Origin of the sequence: Pseudorhodoplanes sp. (assembly GCF_035565795.1) — a bacterium.
Classification (GTDB): Bacteria; Pseudomonadota; Alphaproteobacteria; order Rhizobiales; family Xanthobacteraceae; genus Pseudorhodoplanes.
Map to the genome: position 1 here is coordinate 69,128 of NZ_DATMRV010000039.1, position 15,709 is coordinate 84,836.

Consider the following 15,709-nt stretch of genomic DNA (forward strand, 5'->3'; position numbering starts at 1 on the left):
TGTCATTTCTTTTTTCGCCACCGCAAACAACGCTGAGGTCGCAAGACTCTGCCTAGCCCGATTTACCGAATGTCAGACGGGTTTAGACCGAAGTGCTTACGAAACTGCGCCCGAAAGTGCCCAACATGGGAGATGCCCACTTTCTCGGCGATTTCTTCTTGAGAAAGACCGGTCTCGAGAAGGAGCTTTCTTGCGCGCTCCATCCTGGCGATCGTTAGGAATACATAGGGTGACACGCCTGTCTTCCGTTTGAAGCGCCTACTAAAATGATAGCGGCTCATTTCAGCGAGCGCAGCCAGTTCCTGGATCGATATCGGCCTTGCGAAGTTTTCGTCTATGAATTCTACAATGCGGACGAGGACCGCTTCTTCCAATTGAGAAACGGTGCGCGTAGTCGCATGCGCTTGTGAGGCGCAGTCGCGCGCCGGGCTAGGAGATTTCGGGGTGCGTCCTTGAAGCATTTACCGCTCCCTCGCAGTCTCGTGCGCATAGCGCGCGAGTGGCGACAGGAGATATTCGATCACGCGGCGGCTGCCGGTTTTGATTTCGGCCGTGACGGCCATGCCCGGCCCGACCTCGGTTAGACCGTTCTCTGTCTGGATACTGGTGCGATCGAGCGATACGCGCGCGAGATAGACCGATTGCGCCGTCCCTGTGCCATTGTTCCTTGAAGATGCAGTGCTCTGCTGAGGTTGCTGCGGCTGATCAATGGCATCGCGGGTAATGTCTGTGACCTTGCCGTGGAGCAGTCCATATCGCGTGAAGTTGAAGGCTTCGATCTTGACCTCAACCGGCTGGCCGATCTGGACGAAACCGACATCTTTGTTCTCAATGCGCGCCTCGACTTCGAGGCCGGCGTCGTCCGGCACGATCACCATCAGTTGCTGTGCGGGCGTTACCACACCGCCGACGGTATGGATCTGCAACTGCTGTACCCGCCCGTCGACCGGAGCGCGCAAGGTTTGCAGCGACGTCTTTTGCGTGGACTTGATGACTTCCTGTTGGAGTCCGGCGGCCCTGGTTTCGGTTTCGGTAAGGCTAGTTTGCATCGTGCGTGCGAATTCAGCCACGCTGCGCGCCCGATCCCGTTCGAGCGCCGCCGCGGCCGCATTGGCCCGCCGGCGGGGACGGCTCGGGCTCGGGCGATCGCACGGCTTCGAACGGGACTTCCTGCAGAAACGCCCCGCCCTTGCTGAGGCGGCGTCCGAGAGTTTCGACGAAGTCTTCGTAACGTTCGCGGCCCCTCGCCTGCGCGCTGGCCTGCGCGTCGGGCGGCAAGGTCGGTGTCACCGTCAGCCAGAACCGGACGAACAGCGCGAGTGCTTCCGTTCCGATTGTCATGTCCCGTTCCAGCCGCTGTACCTGCCGAGACAACCGATCCAGACGGCGGGCCAGTGCGGCCTCCATGCGCTCGGATCCATCCGGCGACAGGAAAGATTCGATGGCCGCCTCGACGATGGCGCTCCGCGACAAGCGCTTGCGCGCCGATAGATCGATCAGCTGCCGGAGCAGTTCTGGGGGGATATAGACGTTGATCCGCTCTCTCATTCTGCCTCCTTCAGAGTGCAATGCCGTTTCAGAGTGCAATGCCGTCATCAGGGTCCATGGCGGCCTGGCGTGCGACCATGCGCAGCCGCCGGCGTGCTATGGCGGCCCGCTTGGCATTCTCTTCGACATCATCTTCGACCATCGCGAATTCGGTGAGCGACGGCGGCATCTCCGTGACGATCGCTTCATGCTCGGGGAGCGCGGGCTCGCGGCGGATGCCGCCATCGGTGGAGGGATCGGCGCTGGGCATTTTCTCATTGGCGGTCGCTGCCAACTTTGGCGCCGGCATGGTCGACCAGTCATCCGGTTTCGGCTGCGTGCTTCCATTCTGACGATGGGTGACATCCGGCCGTGGCGGCGGCAGGACGCGTTCATTCAGGCGGATGTCTTCGAAGTACCGCGCTTTATGCGCGCGGATCGGCGCGAGTCCCGCCACCAGGACGACCTCATCCGTCGCCGGCAACTGCATCACCTCGCCCGCGGTCAAGAGTGGCCTCGCGGTCTCCTGCCGCGAGACCATCAGATGTCCGAGCCAGGGCGACAGGCGGTGGCCGGCATAGTTCTTCATGGCGCGCAATTCGGTGGCGACACCGAGCGCATCGGACACGCGCTTGGCGGTGCGCTCGTCGTTGGTCGCAAACGCAACCCGAACATGGCAGTTGTCCATGATGGAATTACTTTGGCCGTAGGCCTTCTCGATCTGATTGAGCGACTGCGCGATCAGGAAGGCCTTGATGTTGTATCCGGCCATGAAGGCGAGCGCGGACTCGAAGAAGTCGAGACGGCCGAGCGCCGGAAACTCGTCGAGCATGAGGAGCAGACGGCGGCGTTTCGATTTGGCGTGAAGATCCTCGGTGAGACGCCGGCCGATCTGGTTGAGGATCAGGCGAATGAGCGGTTTGGTCCGCGAGATGTCGGATGGCGGCACGACGAGATAGAGCGTCGTCGGCCGCTCGCCTTCAACAAGATCGATGATCCGCCAGTCGCAGCGCGCCGTCACTTTGGCGACGACAGGATCGCGATAGAGGCCGAGGAACGACATGGCGGTGGAGAGCACGCCGGAGCGCTCGTTCTCGGATTTATTGAGAAGCTCGCGCGCCGCGGACGCCACGACGGGATGCGCCCGGTCGCCGAGATGCAGCGTCGTCATCATCGCGCGCAACGTCGTCTCGATCGGACGTTTCGGATCGGACAGGAAATTGGCGACGCCGGCGAGCGTCTTGTCTCGCTCGGCGTAGAGTACATGCAGAATTGCACCGACCAGGAGCGCGTGGCTGGTCTTCTCCCAATGATTACGTCGCTCGAGCGCGCCCTCGGGATCGACCAGAATGTCGGCGATGTTCTGGACGTCCCGCACCTCGCTGTCGCCGCGGCGGACTTCCAGCAAGGGGTTATACGGCGTCGAGTCCGGATTGGTCGGATCGAACAGCAGGGTGCGGCCGAACCGCGCGCGCCAGCCGGCGGTGAGTTGCCAGTTCTCGCCCTTGATGTCGTGGACAATGCAACTGCCCGGCCAGGTCAATAGCGTCGGCACGACCAGACCTATGCCTTTGCCGCTGCGGGTCGGCGCGTAGCAAAGCACATGTTCCGGACCGTCGTGACGCAGATAGGCGCGATCGAGGCGTCCAAGCATGACGCCATCGGACGAGAACAATCCCGCGGTTTCGATCTCCTTTTTCGTCGCCCATCGGGCCGAGCCGTAGGTTTGCGATTCGGCGGCTTCGCGAGCACGCCAAACCGACATGCCGATGGCGATCGCGACCGCGATAAACCCACCGGACGCCGCAATGAAGGCGCCTTCGACGAAGATGTGCGGCGCATAGGCATCGAACGAGAACCACCACCAGTAGAAGGCTGGCGGCGGATAGACCGGTGAGGTGCCGATATGGGTCCACGGCCGCCCCAGTTCCGACTGGTAGGCGAGCCGCCATGCCGTCCACTGCGTCGCGCCCCAGGTGGTCGCGAGCACGATGGTGAAAACGGCGAGGATCTGACCCCAGAGAATCTTAGTTGCGGGCACGGGCTTGCTCTGCAGGAACGGGTTCGCCGCAAGGAAGCGACGCCTTCCCGATCAAAACAAGCCATGCCGGCCGCCCGTCGTAGAAACGGCGGGGCGCGCGCGCAAATACTGATGAGATAATTTGGATAAAGCGACACGGATGCCGCAAGTGCTTAAATGCGCGGTCTCAAGAACGCGGCCGACCTGCGCTAGGAGACTTTACTGGAAGGACTGGAAGGCCGTTCTGTCGTGGCGGACGTCTCGTCGCCGGCGCCGAGCGCGCGCATGCGTTCCCGCCGCAGGTCGGCGCGCCAGCGCAGTTCGTGCTCCATCGCCCGGTCGAGTTCGTGCCTGACCTCTTCGGTCCATGTCTTGCGATGTTGTCGAGATACGGTCGGGGTCGCAGTCATACCAATGCTCCTTTCCACGCCTCCTCCGCCTCGTCCCCAGTCTAGCAGAGCTGGCGGCTCGGCAAACTGGCGCCTTTTCGGGAGCCCTACCCACGGCCCATCGCGGCGGTAACGCGCTGTTGCCGGGATGTTTCCCGGGCGTCAGACCAGCGACAAGGGTCATGCCAACGAGATGTCGGGATCGGGGCGGCCGGTCCATACGAAGCGGTAAGTTCTGTCCTTGCGGACGTTCATGACCAGCGCTGGCCGAAAGCAGGCCACACAGATCCCGCCACCCTGACGCACGCTTGGATAGATCACGCCGAGCGAGTCCGCCGCCAGGAGGAGCTGTGTCAGATCCTGCGACGCGCGGTAGCTGTCCGGGGCAAGACAGTCGGCAAACTGTATCTCGCCCCGGATGTCATGGAAGGTGGCGCTGAAGTCGGCGAGATAGTCATCATAGGTCACCTCCTCCTCGAACCAGTCGACCTCGGCGAGTTCGACCGATTTGTGAAAGGCGACTTCGGCCTGGGCGGTCTCGATGGCAAAGCCGGCGTACCAGGCGCCGCGGTCCGGATCGTTGAAGCGGCTGCCGAGCGGATGAGCGTGACAGAACGCAGCGTTGACGATCCGAAAATACGGCACGCCGAAGACGAGTTCGTGGATACCGATGCCGGGCAACAGATTGTTCTCGGCGAACAGACGATCGTTGGTGGCGTTGTCGAGATCGAAGATGTCAGCCAGATGCGTATCGTCATCCGCGATACGCACCAGGATGCTGTCGCCATTCGCGCTGTATTTCGAGGGGATGAGCCGATGGGTGTCGTTCTGCCGGACGAGGCTGACACGCGGCAGCGTCACGCCCCGCCTCGCCGCGCGTCGAGCAGACGGCGGACCATCTGCATGGCCGGCAGACCGCCCTTGATCATGTAGGCGAGCGCGGTCGCGCCGGCGAAGATCGGGTTGGCATTCGGCCGCTGCACCCAGGCATCGGCCAGCTTCTCCGAGTAGAGAATGTTCAGCGCCTTGAAGATGCCGATCAGATAGGAAATCCGGGTGAGCGTGTCGGCATCGAGGGAGCGCTTTGCGCCTTTCTTCATCTCGTAGAACTGGCCGTTGGAAACGCCGCCGAGCAGCGCGCGGGCGTCCTCGTCACGCACGCCCCATCGGGTCATGATGTTCAGAAAGGCTTTGATCGCCGCGGGGCTCAGCCGATCACGTTCGTCCTTCAGCGAGAGGTCGACCAGAGGCGACGGCTCATAACGGGTGGCCGGATAGCGGGGCGCCAACGGCATGAAAGACACTCCAATATCGGAGTATAATAACTCCTATATTGGAGACTGCAAGGGCTTGAAGCGGGTAGCTGCCTGCCGCGAAATCTTTGGCCCTCGCCCCCGTTTTCCGGACCAGCCTTGCTAGGATTGAATATTCGCCAGCATCGCGGCGACGTCGGCGATCGACCGAAGCAGAACAAACGGATCGTCCTTCGACGGGATAAAGCCTCGTCGCTGCCAGAACCGGGCAGCCTCTTCATCGACGGCGTTGACGATCAACGCCCGCCCGCCGATCAGGCGCGCAGCCTGAACGGAACGCTCAAGGGCATGCTTTATCAAGCCGGTGCCGATGCCCTGTCCGGCCCAGGCCGTATCCGTGGCGAGTTGCCCGAGAAGCAGGGAGGGGACGGGATTGGGCGGTTGTCCGGTGCGGATCGCGCGCGGCAGGATCGAAGGGACAGCCACGGTCGGCGCAAGCCCGTAATATCCGACGACGCGCCCCGCATCATGGATGACCACGACCGCGGTGAAGCCCTTTTCCAGATTGGAAAGGGCTCGCGTTTTCAGCCAATGATCGAGCGGCGGCTTGCCACAGGAGAATTCGGAAACGTCATGCGCGGCGGTCAGCGGTTCGGGAGCCGATAGCGCCACGGCTCACCGCTTCGCGACATAGCCGGGTTCCCACGGAGCGGGCCGCTTGAGCACTTCCATCATCTCAGGGACGATGGTGGGCGGACGGGACAGGATGTCCATGAAGTCGGCGAAGCCCTCCGGGCTCATGCGGATCAGCCCCTGCTCCATGACGACTTCCTCGGCGGCACGCACGGCGGCTTCGCGCACGAAATCCGTCCGAGAACGGCCACGCAGGTTGGCCGCGCGATCGATCATCGCGACATCCGCCTCGGGCAGGCGCATCGAGATCGGGTATTCCTTGCGTTCGACCGTGGCAGCCATGTCGCTGGACCTGCCTTAAATAAAAGACGCGCCGGCTACAGGCCCAGCCCCCGTGTGCGCCCAAGGCTCCAATCGACCCCGCCGTCGGACCGGGCGATCCCACTGACATGCCGGCCCATATGCCGCTCCAGCGCCGACGTCCAAGGCACCAGACTGAAGCCCAGACCGTCATCGATCATGGCGAAGCGGCCGGAGGTCAGATTGAACCGGCGCACATACTCGCCTGAGACCCGCTCGCCGCTCGCGGCCGGCCGGTATGGCCGCCCGGTTTCCCCCGCCAGTGCGCCGCCGATGGAATCGAGTTCGCGGCGCCGCAGCGTCGACAGAAGGTCACGCGCGAACACGACCCTGTCTCCGTAGCGCCGGGCCAGTCCTTCAGTGACGAGATGCGAGGTGCGCGCCTCCATCGCCTGGCGCACCTCCGCGCCGAAACCGCCCATCGCGAAGGACGCGCCATCCTTTGCGATCAGCCGATGATCGAGCCAGGTCGCGCCGGGCGCTCTAACCTGCGCCGCGATATCGACATCCGATCGCGACACCAGCGCGAAGGTCGGGGACGGATCGTCCGCGGCACCGAAGCGGCGAACCTCGACCACGCCGCCGGGTGGCGAGGCCTGCTCCAACGCGGACGTTCCCGCGAAACGAACGTGATGGAGACGCCCGTCGACGCCATCGATGACGGCGTAGGCCTCCCCGGTGAGTTCGTCATGCTGGCCGGACTGGACCAGGCGCCCGACGACGGGCGACGGGGCGTTCGCCGGCTCGATGACATAATCCGTCACCGCGCGATCAGCACCGTGTTCGCCGAGCGCGCGGTGCATGGTCTTGATGATGTCGCCACGCACCGCGATGTCGCGTAGCACGGTTTCGGCATCGGGCCGCAGCATCCATTGTCCGGCGCCGGCGCGTGAGACGAGCCCCATCCGTTCGAGCCGCTCGAGGCGGCGCAGCATCAGTCGCCGGATCTGCTTGTCCCCTGTCCCGCTCTCGGGCGGACGCAGGTCGATCAAGCCCGCGCTATCGGCTTCACGCCTGATCTCGGTGTCGAGCCGCGTCCACTGCTCCGCATCGACCTCGCGCTCGAGGGCGGAACGGATTGCGTGTTCGGGTTTCGGGCCAAGCTCGATCGACACCAGATCCTCGGCCCGCGACCGGAGCCCCCGGCTGATGTAATCGCGGTCGATGACGAGGTCACCGCCATCCTGCGCTACCCCGCGCACCAGGAGATGGACGTGTGGGTTGTCGGTGTTCCAGTGGTCGATCGCGACCCAGTCGAGCTTCGTTCCGAGGTCGCTCTCCATCTGCCCGACAAGGTCACGGGTGAAGGCGCGAAGGTCGCTCATCTCGCCGGCGTCTTCCGGCGAGATGATGAACCGGAAATGATGCCGGTCGTCGGCGCAGCGCTCCATGAATACCTTGTCGTCGGCGACATCGCCCGCGGCGTCGAACATCTGTCCGCGCGCGCCGTCACGGGTGACGCCATCGCGTTTGAGATAGGCAAGATGCGCGCTGAGCGGACTCGTCCGCGCCCCGCGCGAGGACCCGCGAACGACACGAGCTTTCACCACGACGCGGCGCTGGGCACCGAGCAGGCGACTGCGGCCGAAGGAAGCGCCGCCCCGCCCGAACCGGGACCCACGACGATGGCCGGCGGCGCCGGACCCGCCTGCCCCGCCATCCTTCTTCGCGGCCCGCAGCACCAGCTGCACGAATGGCTTCTGGCGCGCATCGCCGCGGCTGCGGATGCGGCCTGGCCGCACGCGAAAATCGTCGTCGTCGTGCTGGCTCATGACGATCTTCGCATCGCGTGCCGCACAACCGTGCCAAACACGCCGCGTGCGCGAATGGTGCCGGAAACAGCGTTGTTCTTGCTTGCTCTTTTCCTTCGCGCGGCGCGCGCGCCGACCGACGCCCCCGCAGGAAGGCAAGCCACGCCAGTGGCTTGGCATGCACGCGGGGGCACCTCTTTTATCTTGCCGTCCCTCTGTCGTTGATCCAGTGCAGATGGCTTCTTTCGCAAGGGCTTCGAAAGGTGTGCAGGCGCGCTGCGATGGCAGGTAACGATCATGGCGTGGTGGTCTTGCCGGACAGCGGAATGAAGAGTGCGCCGCGAGGCGGCGTCAGCGGATCGGCTGTCGATTGCGACTTGTTCTTCGCTATCGCCGTCGGCATCACCATGAGCGTGTTTGCGGTGTCGTTGGCCACGCGCCGGGCGCGTGCTACGAACAGCGATGCGCTGCAACATTTGCTGTCTTCCGCCACGTCGATGGCATTGCCGATCGTGACGCCATCCGGCAGCGTGCCGGCCAGCCGGAGGGCAAGTTGCGCGACGTACGCGCGCGTCTCCAGCGGCAGCGGCCGGCCGTTCGCGAGATGCTCCTGATAGCGTCCGGGACCTGCATTATAGGCCGCCAGAAACCCGGAGACGCCGAAGCGATCGTACATCTCGCGGAGGTACGCAGCGCCGGCCATGATGTTGCTTTCGGGATCGTAGGGATCGGCGCTGAGGGCGTAACGCGCGCGCAATTCCTCGTAGGTTTTCGGCATGATCTGCATCAGGCCAATGGCGCCTTTCGGCGACACAGCGCGCGTGTCACTGTGGCTTTCGACGTCGATCACCGCGCGGATCCAGGCCGCCGGGATCGCAAAGCGTTCGGCGGCTTCCAGGACGACCGGCTCGTGACGGGATTTCATCTCCGCGACGGCGGCCGGCGCAGGCTCTGCGTCGACCGGAATGGGAAGAAGACAGATCGTGGCGAGGACGATGGCGCTGCAGGACACCCGCGCCATCCGCGTCAGGCGAACGGCCGGAGCTGTGTCGAAAGATGATCCGTGCCGCATGGCATCGCCCTCGCCTGCGCTGCTACGAGGCGACAGGTTGACGCCGCGTCGGGCGTGTCCAGATCAGATGGAAGGTCTTGCCGTCGCTGGTCGCGGGAAACAGATTGGCGCGCAGCGGCTGCACGAAGCTTGGATCGTCGATGACGAACGACACGTAGTCGCCGATCTTGTCGCCCCTGCGTTTCCAGCCCGCGCCGATCTCGGCGTCATCTGCAAGCACACGGTAGTTCGGCGCGTTCTCGGTTTCCGTCGCGATGGCGGGCACGATCACGATGACCTGCCGCTTGAGCATGAGCGTGGTGATAGTTCCGGTAAATCCGTCCGGTGTGCGGGTGAAGGTGCCGATATGTGACATCATGGTCTCCTTGGTGGTGCTGCGGGAACGGGAGTCATTCTGTCGGCGCGAACCAGACGAATTCGCCGTCACCAGCTTCGTCGGTCCACACCGGGATGGCGGCGGCGATGATGGAAGAGCGCGGAAGAGCGCCGAGATAACGGCCGTCGAAACTGTCGCCGCTGTCCCAATTCATGAGAAAAATTTCGTCAGCGGCGATGTCGAAACAGCCCTGCCAGGACGGCAGCAGCCGGCCGCGCGAGTCGCGCTCGCGCGCCACGACCTCGACCGGCATCCCGTCCACGGTGATGACGGCGCCGCTGCGGCAGACACGCTGGCCGGGCATCGCAAGAACGCGCTTCAAAAGTGGCACGCCGAGCGGCAGATAGCCGTTGAGATCGAGGATGGTGGCGAGCGGCTCGGGCAACCGAACGGCCACCAGCGTGGTGACGCGGAGCGGCGCATGTGCGTCTAGCCGGTAGAAGCCGCGCGGGATGCTTGGCGTCAGATTCCAGACGTAATGCGGGATCTCCTGCGGCCGGCTCGCGAGGATCGCGGCAACAGCCGAGAGCGTGACTAGAAGCGTGGATGACCGCGCGATCATGGCGCGATCCTTCGGCGTTTCAGCCAGGCCTGGTGGCGCGTGCGCGTATAGCGGCGCGGCACCTCGCCGACACTGAGGCGGTTGTGGACGTGCAGCCAGTAGTCGAGCGCGACGTCGGCGGGATCGAGCCCGAGCGCGTCCACCGCGTCGATGGCGTGCAGCGCGCGCTCCACCTTCGGCCATGTGGTCAGCGACAACAGGATCGCCGCCCCCGGCGCGACGTCAGGCACGGTCGTGAAGCTTTCGCCGCAACCCACGGCACGCAGAATGTCGAGGCGCGAGGCAATGGTGCCGTATTCGTTTCCACGCCAGCGCAGCACCGCAAACACCGCGCCGGGCGCAAAGCTGACGCGCCGGCGCTCAGTGCCAAGCCGCAACGTCGCGGCGGGACGGCCGAAGCGCAGGCGATGCTCGATCTGCTTGGTACGCCAGATCAACTCGACATGGGTCAGCATGCCGGCGACATCGGCAGCGATGGCGGAGCCTTCCCTCATCGCCCGCCCCGTCTGCGCGGCGTCAGCGGCAGAATGATCGGCTTGGCTGCGGGAATCGTGCGCGCATTGGGATCGTTGGTGGACTCGCGCAAACCAATGTCAGCCCAGGCGCGGACATCCTCCATGGCGTAGACGACGCGGCCGCCGAGCTTGCGGTAGCGTGGCCCGGTACCGTAAGTGCGATGCTTCTCGAGCGTGCGCGGCGACAGGCCGAGGAGACGCGCCACTTCGGGCGTGCGCAGAAATCGTTCGAAGCGATCTTTCTCGGCCATAAGGCGCATCCCGCAAGAAACCGCCGCGTTCGCGGCGTGTCGGTGGAATGCGCGTAGTCTGGCGTATCTGGCAGGCTCGGGAGGATGACGAAGATCGAGGGACGGAATCTGTCCATCCCCTTCTCGGCGTGATGAGAAGCACGTCGCGCAAGATGAACGCCGAGCGTGGCGGCCTAGTGGCCGAGCAGGAGATCGCGATAGCCGCCTTCGACGCGGCGCATCGCATCCTGGACGATGCGGATGATTTGCGCGCGTATCGGCGATGTCAGCCAGTCGCGCCTGCTTTGGTGCTGCGCGTTTCTATCGAGAAGGGCTGCTGCCAGTTCGCGATACGTGGCGTGTTCGCGCCACCCGTCGATTGCGCGCAGCATCAGGATCAGGCGGCGACGCTGCTGCGCGGTGATCGGCAGAACGGGTGTGGTATCGGTGCGTCCGGTCAGGCTGCGCCAAAGGCGGCGCACAGCCGCGAGACGAACCAGGATATGTTCGTCGAGCGGGAGAAGGACGGCGGCCGGCGTGCAAGGCTCTGCCGGTCCGCGGATGAACACCTGCTGGACATCGCCGGTGCCGGACCACAGCTCGTGCCGGCCATCGGGCAGGTCTCTAGCGAACGCCGCGGTCGGGAAGTCGCCGAACCGCACGCTGGCGTTGCTTGCGAATGGCGCAGCGCTGAGCGTGACGGCCGCTGGCTGGCTCGCAATGTCCCAGATGACCTTTGCCTGATCGCACGGGTGCGCCGGATCGCACGGGAAAGCCCAGGCCCCAGCGCCGAACCAGCGCCAGGACCGTCTCCAGATCGTCAGGGCTGCCACTTTGCAGCATGCGGTTCATGGTTTCGAAATCACGGCAATAGTCGAGATTGCGCCGGAGCAGCTCCCAGGCAAGGCCGGTGCGTTGTGCGCGTTTGAGATAGTCGCTTGCGTCGGCTGATCGCCAGCCTTCGTCATCCGGCATGCCGTACCTCCAGCAATCTGCTTGAACAGAGCCGTGGGCCGTCCCGTGATGGAGTATTCCGATGGCGTGCCCGGGCCAGAAGACTCGCCAGTGCAAAACGTTTTGCAGACGCGACAGGTCTGTGTCTGACAGCGGCCACGATACCGCTCAAAAATGCGCGGGTTTTCAGCCTATTGTGCTGGTGGCTTGAGCAGCTCGCGATAGCCGGTCGTTGTCATCCATCGTGCGCGTGCAAGATGGCTGTCATGCACGCGCCGCGCGCGATCCGGCTCCTGGTCCGGATCGATCCCGAAGATGACCTTGACCGCTTCGCGCCAGTCGGCACCTTCCCGATCGGCGTCGAGCAGCCGAAGATAACTGACGATGTGCTCTTCATCATAAGGTGTCAGATGCGGCACATTGGGCGGCTGATCGTCATGAGCCTCTGTCGCCATAGCTGAGCCTGTTAAGAATGAACGCGCATGGCAAGCGACAATAAGACACAGATGCCGCGCTGCCATGACAGAATTGCGACTATCAAGGACCTAGTTGTCCGCTGGCGCTTCCAAGCCCGGCAGTCGCGAGGCGAGCCTTGGAGTTGGGAACGACGGGTCGGATCGTTTTGTCGAGCATACTCCGTGGTGAAATACTCTACAAGCCGAACACTTCGGGGATGCGTTTACGGGACGTGTTCGCTCGCAATCTTCGCCGCACCCGGCAGGCCAAGAACCTGTCGCAGGAGGCATTGGCGCATGATGCGCATATCGATCGCACCTATATCAGCTCGCTCGAACGCGGCACCTATGCCGCGAGCGTTGATATGATCGAAAAGCTGGCGGACGTGCTCGGCATCGAGCCGGACGAATTGCTGCGGCGAGCCCCCGCTTCTGCCCGAGTCAAAAGCTAGCTCAAAGCAATCTTGAAACTTCGGCAATATGCGCAGGTCGTGCCATGCGGTGCCAAGGACACGATCTGGCCGAAGCTGCCCCACGATGATGCCGGGGATATCGATCTGGCAGTTATGCTGCCTTCACACCCGCTGCCTATCCGCAGGATCGAAGGTGGAAGCGGCCATGATGACAGGCAATATCGAGCGCATCTCACGTTTTCTAGGATTCCGTGCGTGTCCGGCGTGCGGCGAAACGCTGTTCGCCGCCGAGCATGGTATCTTTGGTGGCGGTGATCGAATCACGCTGCATTGGCGTTGTGATTCTTGCGATCATCGATTCGAAACCGGCCTCGTGACGATCGACTCGCCGCCGATGGCGAAGTGACGCCCCCTTCTCTTTCTTCCTGAGCGCAAAGAAAGACGGCCGCGAGTGGCGGCCGCCGCTGCATAAAAAACGGACGATGCCCCGCCTTGCGGCGGAGCATCGGGCGCTGACGGATCAGTCGGCGTTGGCCTTCCGGCTGCGGGACCAGATCAGCGTCTGGGCTTCGCCGCCTTCGTCCTCGACCAGGTTCGCGAAGATCGGTGCGTTGAAGCTAGGATCGTCGAGCTTGACCGAGTGGTAGAGGCGGCCCTCGTTGGAACGCTTGGCCCAGGCGGCGCCGATCTCGGCTCGGCCGACATAGACGCGGTGGGATGGCGCGTTCTCGTTGCTGCTCGCCGGCTCGGCGACCATGCGGACGTTTTTGGCCTGAAAGCTCAGGGTCACGATTTCGCCGATGAAGCCCTGTTCGGTCTTGGTGAAGGTGCCGATGTTCGCCATGGTAGTTCTCCTTGCTCTGTTTCCGAGCCGCGACCATCGCGGTCTCGATGGCGACCGTCAGGCTGGAGACGAGCGACGCCGCATCCGCTTGCGGACCGAAGCGCAGCGGAGGATGCCAGGCGGGCAACTTTCTTGTCTCGCGAGGAATGGACGCGCAGCGGCCAGGGGAAGAAAGTTGAACGACGGCATTGCGGCTAGTCGATCGAGGCGCAGCCGGTGTCCGGCCAAGGTCAAGCCATCGTCAACGCGAAATGGACGTGCTCCTCGGAACAGGGATTGCCAAGGAGAACGAGCGAACATGCGCACCACAATGAAAACCGGCGGGCAAAACGAAATCGCTTCCCGGTACAGGCGCGAACATCGTGCCGGCAAGAGCAGAACGAAAGATCCCCCTTCACCGCCGTGCCGGGTCCGAGCCGTTACGCCGCCCTGCCGCGATCCAGCGGTCCGCGCGTCCACGGCGTCGTTCGCCGACACAGCTTCCCGCGCGAACCTGCGCTACACCGGCGAAGAAGGGCGCGACACCATTTGCGCTGTGATCTCCGCGCCGCGGCTTACGATCGCGCCGGCGGATCACGATCCTCCGCTCCGGCGGGCATCGGCGAGAGGCGCAGCAAGGCGGTCGTGCCGACAGCGAGCGCGCCGAGAAGCGCGAAGGCCTGCCGCCAGCCCTCTGACGGCAGCGTCAGGCCGGAAAGACCGAAGGTCGCATAGTAGCCTGCGAGTGCGGCGGGAATGGCGAAGGTCAGTCCGAGCACGAAACGAAAGCTCGGCGAGCGCGCATGCGTGAAGGCCGTTTGTCTGATTGCGAGAACAAAGCCGGCGGTGACGAAGCCAAGCACGATCGCGCCGGCCGCCCCTGCCGCGTTACTAAGGGCATAGAGCGCGGCCGACAGGCCGATGAAGAACGGCAGGGCATAGATCGCGAGGCTGTAGAGCAGCCAGCAGAAGAAGCCGAGGCCGATAATGCTGAGTGGAATGGCAAGCGCAAGCATGGCGGATGCTCCCGTGATTTCATGACAGGATTTACGCCTTCCACCACCTCCACGGCGCGAGGCGAATCTAGTCGGAATTATTCTCGCGCGAAAGCGACTTCAGCGGATGCTGCCACTCCCGCCGACTTGCCATGCTGCGATGATGGTCAAAGCGAGACAGCGTTTACGCGCCGCCTCTCGTGCCAGTCCGGCCGATCTTCCAGACCGGGATGCCGAGCCGGCGCGCCTTGTCGGCGAGGTTCGCCTGGATGCCGGAGCCCGGTGCAACCAGGACACCGATCGGCAGCGCCTCGAGCATGGCATCGTTGCGCTTGAAGGGCGCGGCCTTGGCGTACTTGGCCCAATCGGGCTTGAAACCGATCTGCGGCACCTTGCGGTGATCGGCCCAGCGGGCAGCGATGCGCTCGGCGCCCTTCGGCGATCCGCCGTGCAGGAGCACCATGTCGGGATGCTTGGTGCGGACCTGGTCGAGCCGGTCCCAGATCAGCGACGTGTCGTTGAAGTCGAAACCGCCGGTGAAGGCGATCTTCGGCCCGGCCGGCAGCATGATCTCGGTGTCGGCCCGTCGTTTGGCGGCGATGAAGTCGCGGCTGTCAATGACTGCGGCGGTCAGGGAGCGATGGTTGACTTTCGAACCGTTGCGCGGGTGCCAGTGCGAGCCGGTGTGGCGCGCGAAGTGCTCGGCGGCCTGGTCGCGGAAGAATTCCATGACGTTGCGGCGCTCGACCAGCGTCAAGCCTTGCGCAGTAAGACGTTCGAGTTCGACGGAGCGGACCTCGGAGCCGTCCTGTTCGCGTTGGGAGCGGCGTTGCGCCTGCTCATTGTCGTCGAGTTCGCGCTCGATCCGGCCGCCCGCGCGATGGAAGAGATTGACGGTCGACCACAGGAGGTCTTCCAGGTCAGGTTCGAGGCGGGTGTCGGTCAGGGTCGCCACGAGCGCGTCGAAAATGTCGGCGACGGCGCCGCCGATGATGCGCGCTTCCGGCAGCTGCCGCGGGTCGGGTTCGTCCTCGAAGGGGTGATAGCCGTGGAGCTGGAGTTCGGTGAGGATGGTGTCGGTCGCGGATGAGGCGTAGCGCTCCGGATAAGCGTCGTCGTGTTCGGTCGTCATGGGGTGCTTCCCTTTCTGGCGGATGGCCGCGCCCATCGCGGCCTTCATGGCGACCAAAAGCGGCGGGCGGGCCGGACCTGCATCGCGGAGCGAAGCGCAGCGGCCGAAGCGAAGCGGAGGATGGCGGAGGCCGGCTATTTTGCTTCGCGATGCAAAGCGCGCCGTCGCTGCTCTATATATTCTATATATAATGTGAGCGTATGTTCGGCGGCGCGCGGCGGAAAATAGCCGGCCACAGCCATTGCCGGG

The 15,709-nt window shown here is 64.1% G+C and carries 23 protein-coding genes; 2 read left to right on the top strand and 21 right to left on the bottom strand.

Translation table 11 applies throughout. The annotated features are described in order from the left end of the window. Positions 1-62: 62 nt before the first annotated feature. The 18 genes from VNZ93_RS03905 to VNZ93_RS03990 form a co-directional block, all read right to left on the bottom strand. The gene (locus VNZ93_RS03905) at positions 63-461 is read right to left on the bottom strand and encodes an AraC family transcriptional regulator (protein ID WP_325700360.1); all 399 of its coding nucleotides are present in this window, start codon (positions 459-461) and stop codon (positions 63-65) included. Then, positions 462-1,070 (bottom strand): HlyD family type I secretion periplasmic adaptor subunit, encoded by a 609-nt coding sequence (locus tag VNZ93_RS03910; protein ID WP_325700361.1) that lies wholly within the window; start codon positions 1,068-1,070, stop codon positions 462-464. Next, positions 1,063-1,548: a ribbon-helix-helix domain-containing protein gene (locus VNZ93_RS03915; protein ID WP_325700634.1), complete on the bottom strand. Its 486-nt coding sequence runs from the start codon at positions 1,546-1,548 to the stop codon at positions 1,063-1,065. Before VNZ93_RS03915 ends, VNZ93_RS03910 begins: the two co-directional genes overlap by 8 nt. Before the next feature lie 28 nt (positions 1,549-1,576). Further along, positions 1,577-3,568 (bottom strand): conjugal transfer protein TraG, encoded by a 1,992-nt coding sequence (locus tag VNZ93_RS03920; protein ID WP_325700362.1) that lies wholly within the window; start codon positions 3,566-3,568, stop codon positions 1,577-1,579. Positions 3,569-3,756: 188 nt separating this feature from the next. After that, positions 3,757-3,957: a hypothetical protein gene (locus tag VNZ93_RS03925; RefSeq protein ID WP_325700363.1), complete on the bottom strand. Its 201-nt coding sequence runs from the start codon at positions 3,955-3,957 to the stop codon at positions 3,757-3,759. A 159-nt stretch (positions 3,958-4,116) separates the two neighbouring features. After that, positions 4,117-4,797, bottom strand: a complete 681-nt coding sequence (locus VNZ93_RS03930; RefSeq protein WP_325700364.1) for an RES family NAD+ phosphorylase — start codon at positions 4,795-4,797, stop codon at positions 4,117-4,119. After that, positions 4,794-5,231 (bottom strand): antitoxin Xre-like helix-turn-helix domain-containing protein, encoded by a 438-nt coding sequence (locus tag VNZ93_RS03935; RefSeq protein WP_325700365.1) that lies wholly within the window; start codon positions 5,229-5,231, stop codon positions 4,794-4,796. Before VNZ93_RS03935 ends, VNZ93_RS03930 begins: the two co-directional genes overlap by 4 nt. Positions 5,232-5,351: 120 nt before the next feature. Then, on the bottom strand, positions 5,352-5,861 hold the full coding sequence (locus VNZ93_RS03940) for a GNAT family N-acetyltransferase (RefSeq protein ID WP_325700366.1): 510 nt from the start codon (positions 5,859-5,861) through the stop codon (positions 5,352-5,354). A 3-nt stretch (positions 5,862-5,864) separates the two neighbouring features. Next, positions 5,865-6,164, bottom strand: coding sequence for a DUF1778 domain-containing protein (locus tag VNZ93_RS03945; protein WP_325700367.1), 300 nt, complete (start codon positions 6,162-6,164; stop codon positions 5,865-5,867). A 35-nt stretch (positions 6,165-6,199) separates the two neighbouring features. Further along, positions 6,200-7,954: a relaxase/mobilization nuclease domain-containing protein gene (locus VNZ93_RS03950; protein WP_325700368.1), complete on the bottom strand. Its 1,755-nt coding sequence runs from the start codon at positions 7,952-7,954 to the stop codon at positions 6,200-6,202. Between the two features lie 274 nt (positions 7,955-8,228). Next, positions 8,229-9,005, bottom strand: coding sequence for a lytic transglycosylase domain-containing protein (locus VNZ93_RS03955; protein ID WP_325700369.1), 777 nt, complete (start codon positions 9,003-9,005; stop codon positions 8,229-8,231). A 22-nt stretch (positions 9,006-9,027) separates the two neighbouring features. Continuing rightward, a complete protein-coding gene (locus tag VNZ93_RS03960) occupies positions 9,028-9,363 on the bottom strand; it encodes a DUF736 domain-containing protein (RefSeq protein WP_325700371.1) in 336 nt (111 codons plus the stop codon). A 31-nt stretch (positions 9,364-9,394) separates the two neighbouring features. After that, complete coding sequence (locus VNZ93_RS03965) at positions 9,395-9,943, bottom strand: S26 family signal peptidase (protein ID WP_325700373.1); 549 nt, start codon at positions 9,941-9,943, stop codon at positions 9,395-9,397. After that, positions 9,940-10,437, bottom strand: coding sequence for a DUF2840 domain-containing protein (locus VNZ93_RS03970; protein ID WP_325700375.1), 498 nt, complete (start codon positions 10,435-10,437; stop codon positions 9,940-9,942). The genes VNZ93_RS03965 and VNZ93_RS03970 overlap by 4 nt, the downstream gene beginning before the upstream one ends. Continuing rightward, positions 10,434-10,709: a helix-turn-helix domain-containing protein gene (locus tag VNZ93_RS03975; protein WP_325700377.1), complete on the bottom strand. Its 276-nt coding sequence runs from the start codon at positions 10,707-10,709 to the stop codon at positions 10,434-10,436. The genes VNZ93_RS03970 and VNZ93_RS03975 overlap by 4 nt, the downstream gene beginning before the upstream one ends. Before the next feature lie 173 nt (positions 10,710-10,882). Next, positions 10,883-11,350, bottom strand: coding sequence for a DUF2285 domain-containing protein (locus VNZ93_RS03980; RefSeq protein ID WP_325700379.1), 468 nt, complete (start codon positions 11,348-11,350; stop codon positions 10,883-10,885). After that, entirely contained in the window at positions 11,313-11,663 is a 351-nt protein-coding gene (locus VNZ93_RS03985) for a transcriptional regulator domain-containing protein (RefSeq protein ID WP_325700381.1), read from the bottom strand. The genes VNZ93_RS03980 and VNZ93_RS03985 overlap by 38 nt, the downstream gene beginning before the upstream one ends. Positions 11,664-11,833: 170 nt before the next feature. Next, positions 11,834-12,097: a DNA -binding domain-containing protein gene (locus VNZ93_RS03990; RefSeq protein ID WP_325700382.1), complete on the bottom strand. Its 264-nt coding sequence runs from the start codon at positions 12,095-12,097 to the stop codon at positions 11,834-11,836. 218 nt (positions 12,098-12,315) lie between these two features. Between VNZ93_RS03990 and VNZ93_RS03995 the strand changes: the two genes are divergently transcribed. After that, a complete protein-coding gene (locus VNZ93_RS03995) occupies positions 12,316-12,549 on the top strand; it encodes a helix-turn-helix transcriptional regulator (RefSeq protein ID WP_325700637.1) in 234 nt (77 codons plus the stop codon). A 166-nt stretch (positions 12,550-12,715) separates the two neighbouring features. Further along, the gene (locus tag VNZ93_RS04000; protein WP_325700384.1) at positions 12,716-12,916 is read left to right on the top strand and encodes a hypothetical protein; all 201 of its coding nucleotides are present in this window, start codon (positions 12,716-12,718) and stop codon (positions 12,914-12,916) included. A gap of 114 nt (positions 12,917-13,030) precedes the next feature. Here VNZ93_RS04000 and VNZ93_RS04005 read toward each other — a convergent pair whose 3' ends face one another. The 3 genes from VNZ93_RS04005 to VNZ93_RS04015 form a co-directional block, all read right to left on the bottom strand. Continuing rightward, the gene (locus VNZ93_RS04005) at positions 13,031-13,354 is read right to left on the bottom strand and encodes a DUF736 domain-containing protein (RefSeq protein ID WP_325700386.1); all 324 of its coding nucleotides are present in this window, start codon (positions 13,352-13,354) and stop codon (positions 13,031-13,033) included. 554 nt (positions 13,355-13,908) lie between these two features. Further along, positions 13,909-14,349 carry a hypothetical protein gene (locus VNZ93_RS04010; RefSeq protein WP_325700388.1) on the bottom strand — a complete coding sequence of 147 codons (441 nt, stop codon included), beginning with the start codon at positions 14,347-14,349 and terminating at the stop codon, positions 13,909-13,911. 163 nt (positions 14,350-14,512) lie between these two features. Then, on the bottom strand, positions 14,513-15,496 hold the full coding sequence (locus VNZ93_RS04015; RefSeq protein ID WP_414709979.1) for a DUF2493 domain-containing protein: 984 nt from the start codon (positions 15,494-15,496) through the stop codon (positions 14,513-14,515). Between the last annotated feature and the right edge of the window lie 213 nt (positions 15,497-15,709).

Bases quoted from the DNA above. Each gene is read 5' to 3' on its own strand.
- VNZ93_RS03905 (WP_325700360.1), bottom strand. From the start codon at position 461: ATGCTTCAAGGACGCACCCCGAAATCTCCTAGCCCGGCGCGCGACTGC.
- VNZ93_RS03915 (WP_325700634.1), bottom strand. From the start codon at position 1,548: ATGAGAGAGCGGATCAACGTCTATATCCCCCCAGAACTGCTCCGGCAG.
- VNZ93_RS03925 (WP_325700363.1), bottom strand. From the start codon at position 3,957: ATGACTGCGACCCCGACCGTATCTCGACAACATCGCAAGACATGGACC.
- VNZ93_RS03935 (WP_325700365.1), bottom strand. From the start codon at position 5,231: ATGCCGTTGGCGCCCCGCTATCCGGCCACCCGTTATGAGCCGTCGCCT.
- VNZ93_RS03945 (WP_325700367.1), bottom strand. From the start codon at position 6,164: ATGGCTGCCACGGTCGAACGCAAGGAATACCCGATCTCGATGCGCCTG.
- VNZ93_RS03950 (WP_325700368.1), bottom strand. From the start codon at position 7,954: ATGAGCCAGCACGACGACGACGATTTTCGCGTGCGGCCAGGCCGCATC.
- VNZ93_RS03955 (WP_325700369.1), bottom strand. From the start codon at position 9,005: ATGCGGCACGGATCATCTTTCGACACAGCTCCGGCCGTTCGCCTGACG.
- VNZ93_RS03960 (WP_325700371.1), bottom strand. From the start codon at position 9,363: ATGATGTCACATATCGGCACCTTCACCCGCACACCGGACGGATTTACC.
- VNZ93_RS03965 (WP_325700373.1), bottom strand. From the start codon at position 9,943: ATGATCGCGCGGTCATCCACGCTTCTAGTCACGCTCTCGGCTGTTGCC.
- VNZ93_RS03970 (WP_325700375.1), bottom strand. From the start codon at position 10,437: ATGAGGGAAGGCTCCGCCATCGCTGCCGATGTCGCCGGCATGCTGACC.
- VNZ93_RS03975 (WP_325700377.1), bottom strand. From the start codon at position 10,709: ATGGCCGAGAAAGATCGCTTCGAACGATTTCTGCGCACGCCCGAAGTG.
- VNZ93_RS03985 (WP_325700381.1), bottom strand. From the start codon at position 11,663: ATGCCGGATGACGAAGGCTGGCGATCAGCCGACGCAAGCGACTATCTC.
- VNZ93_RS03990 (WP_325700382.1), bottom strand. From the start codon at position 12,097: ATGGCGACAGAGGCTCATGACGATCAGCCGCCCAATGTGCCGCATCTG.
- VNZ93_RS03995 (WP_325700637.1), top strand. From the start codon at position 12,316: ATGCGTTTACGGGACGTGTTCGCTCGCAATCTTCGCCGCACCCGGCAG.
- VNZ93_RS04000 (WP_325700384.1), top strand. From the start codon at position 12,716: ATGATGACAGGCAATATCGAGCGCATCTCACGTTTTCTAGGATTCCGT.
- VNZ93_RS04005 (WP_325700386.1), bottom strand. From the start codon at position 13,354: ATGGCGAACATCGGCACCTTCACCAAGACCGAACAGGGCTTCATCGGC.
- VNZ93_RS04010 (WP_325700388.1), bottom strand. From the start codon at position 14,349: ATGCTTGCGCTTGCCATTCCACTCAGCATTATCGGCCTCGGCTTCTTC.
- VNZ93_RS04015 (WP_414709979.1), bottom strand. From the start codon at position 15,496: ATGGGCGCGGCCATCCGCCAGAAAGGGAAGCACCCCATGACGACCGAA.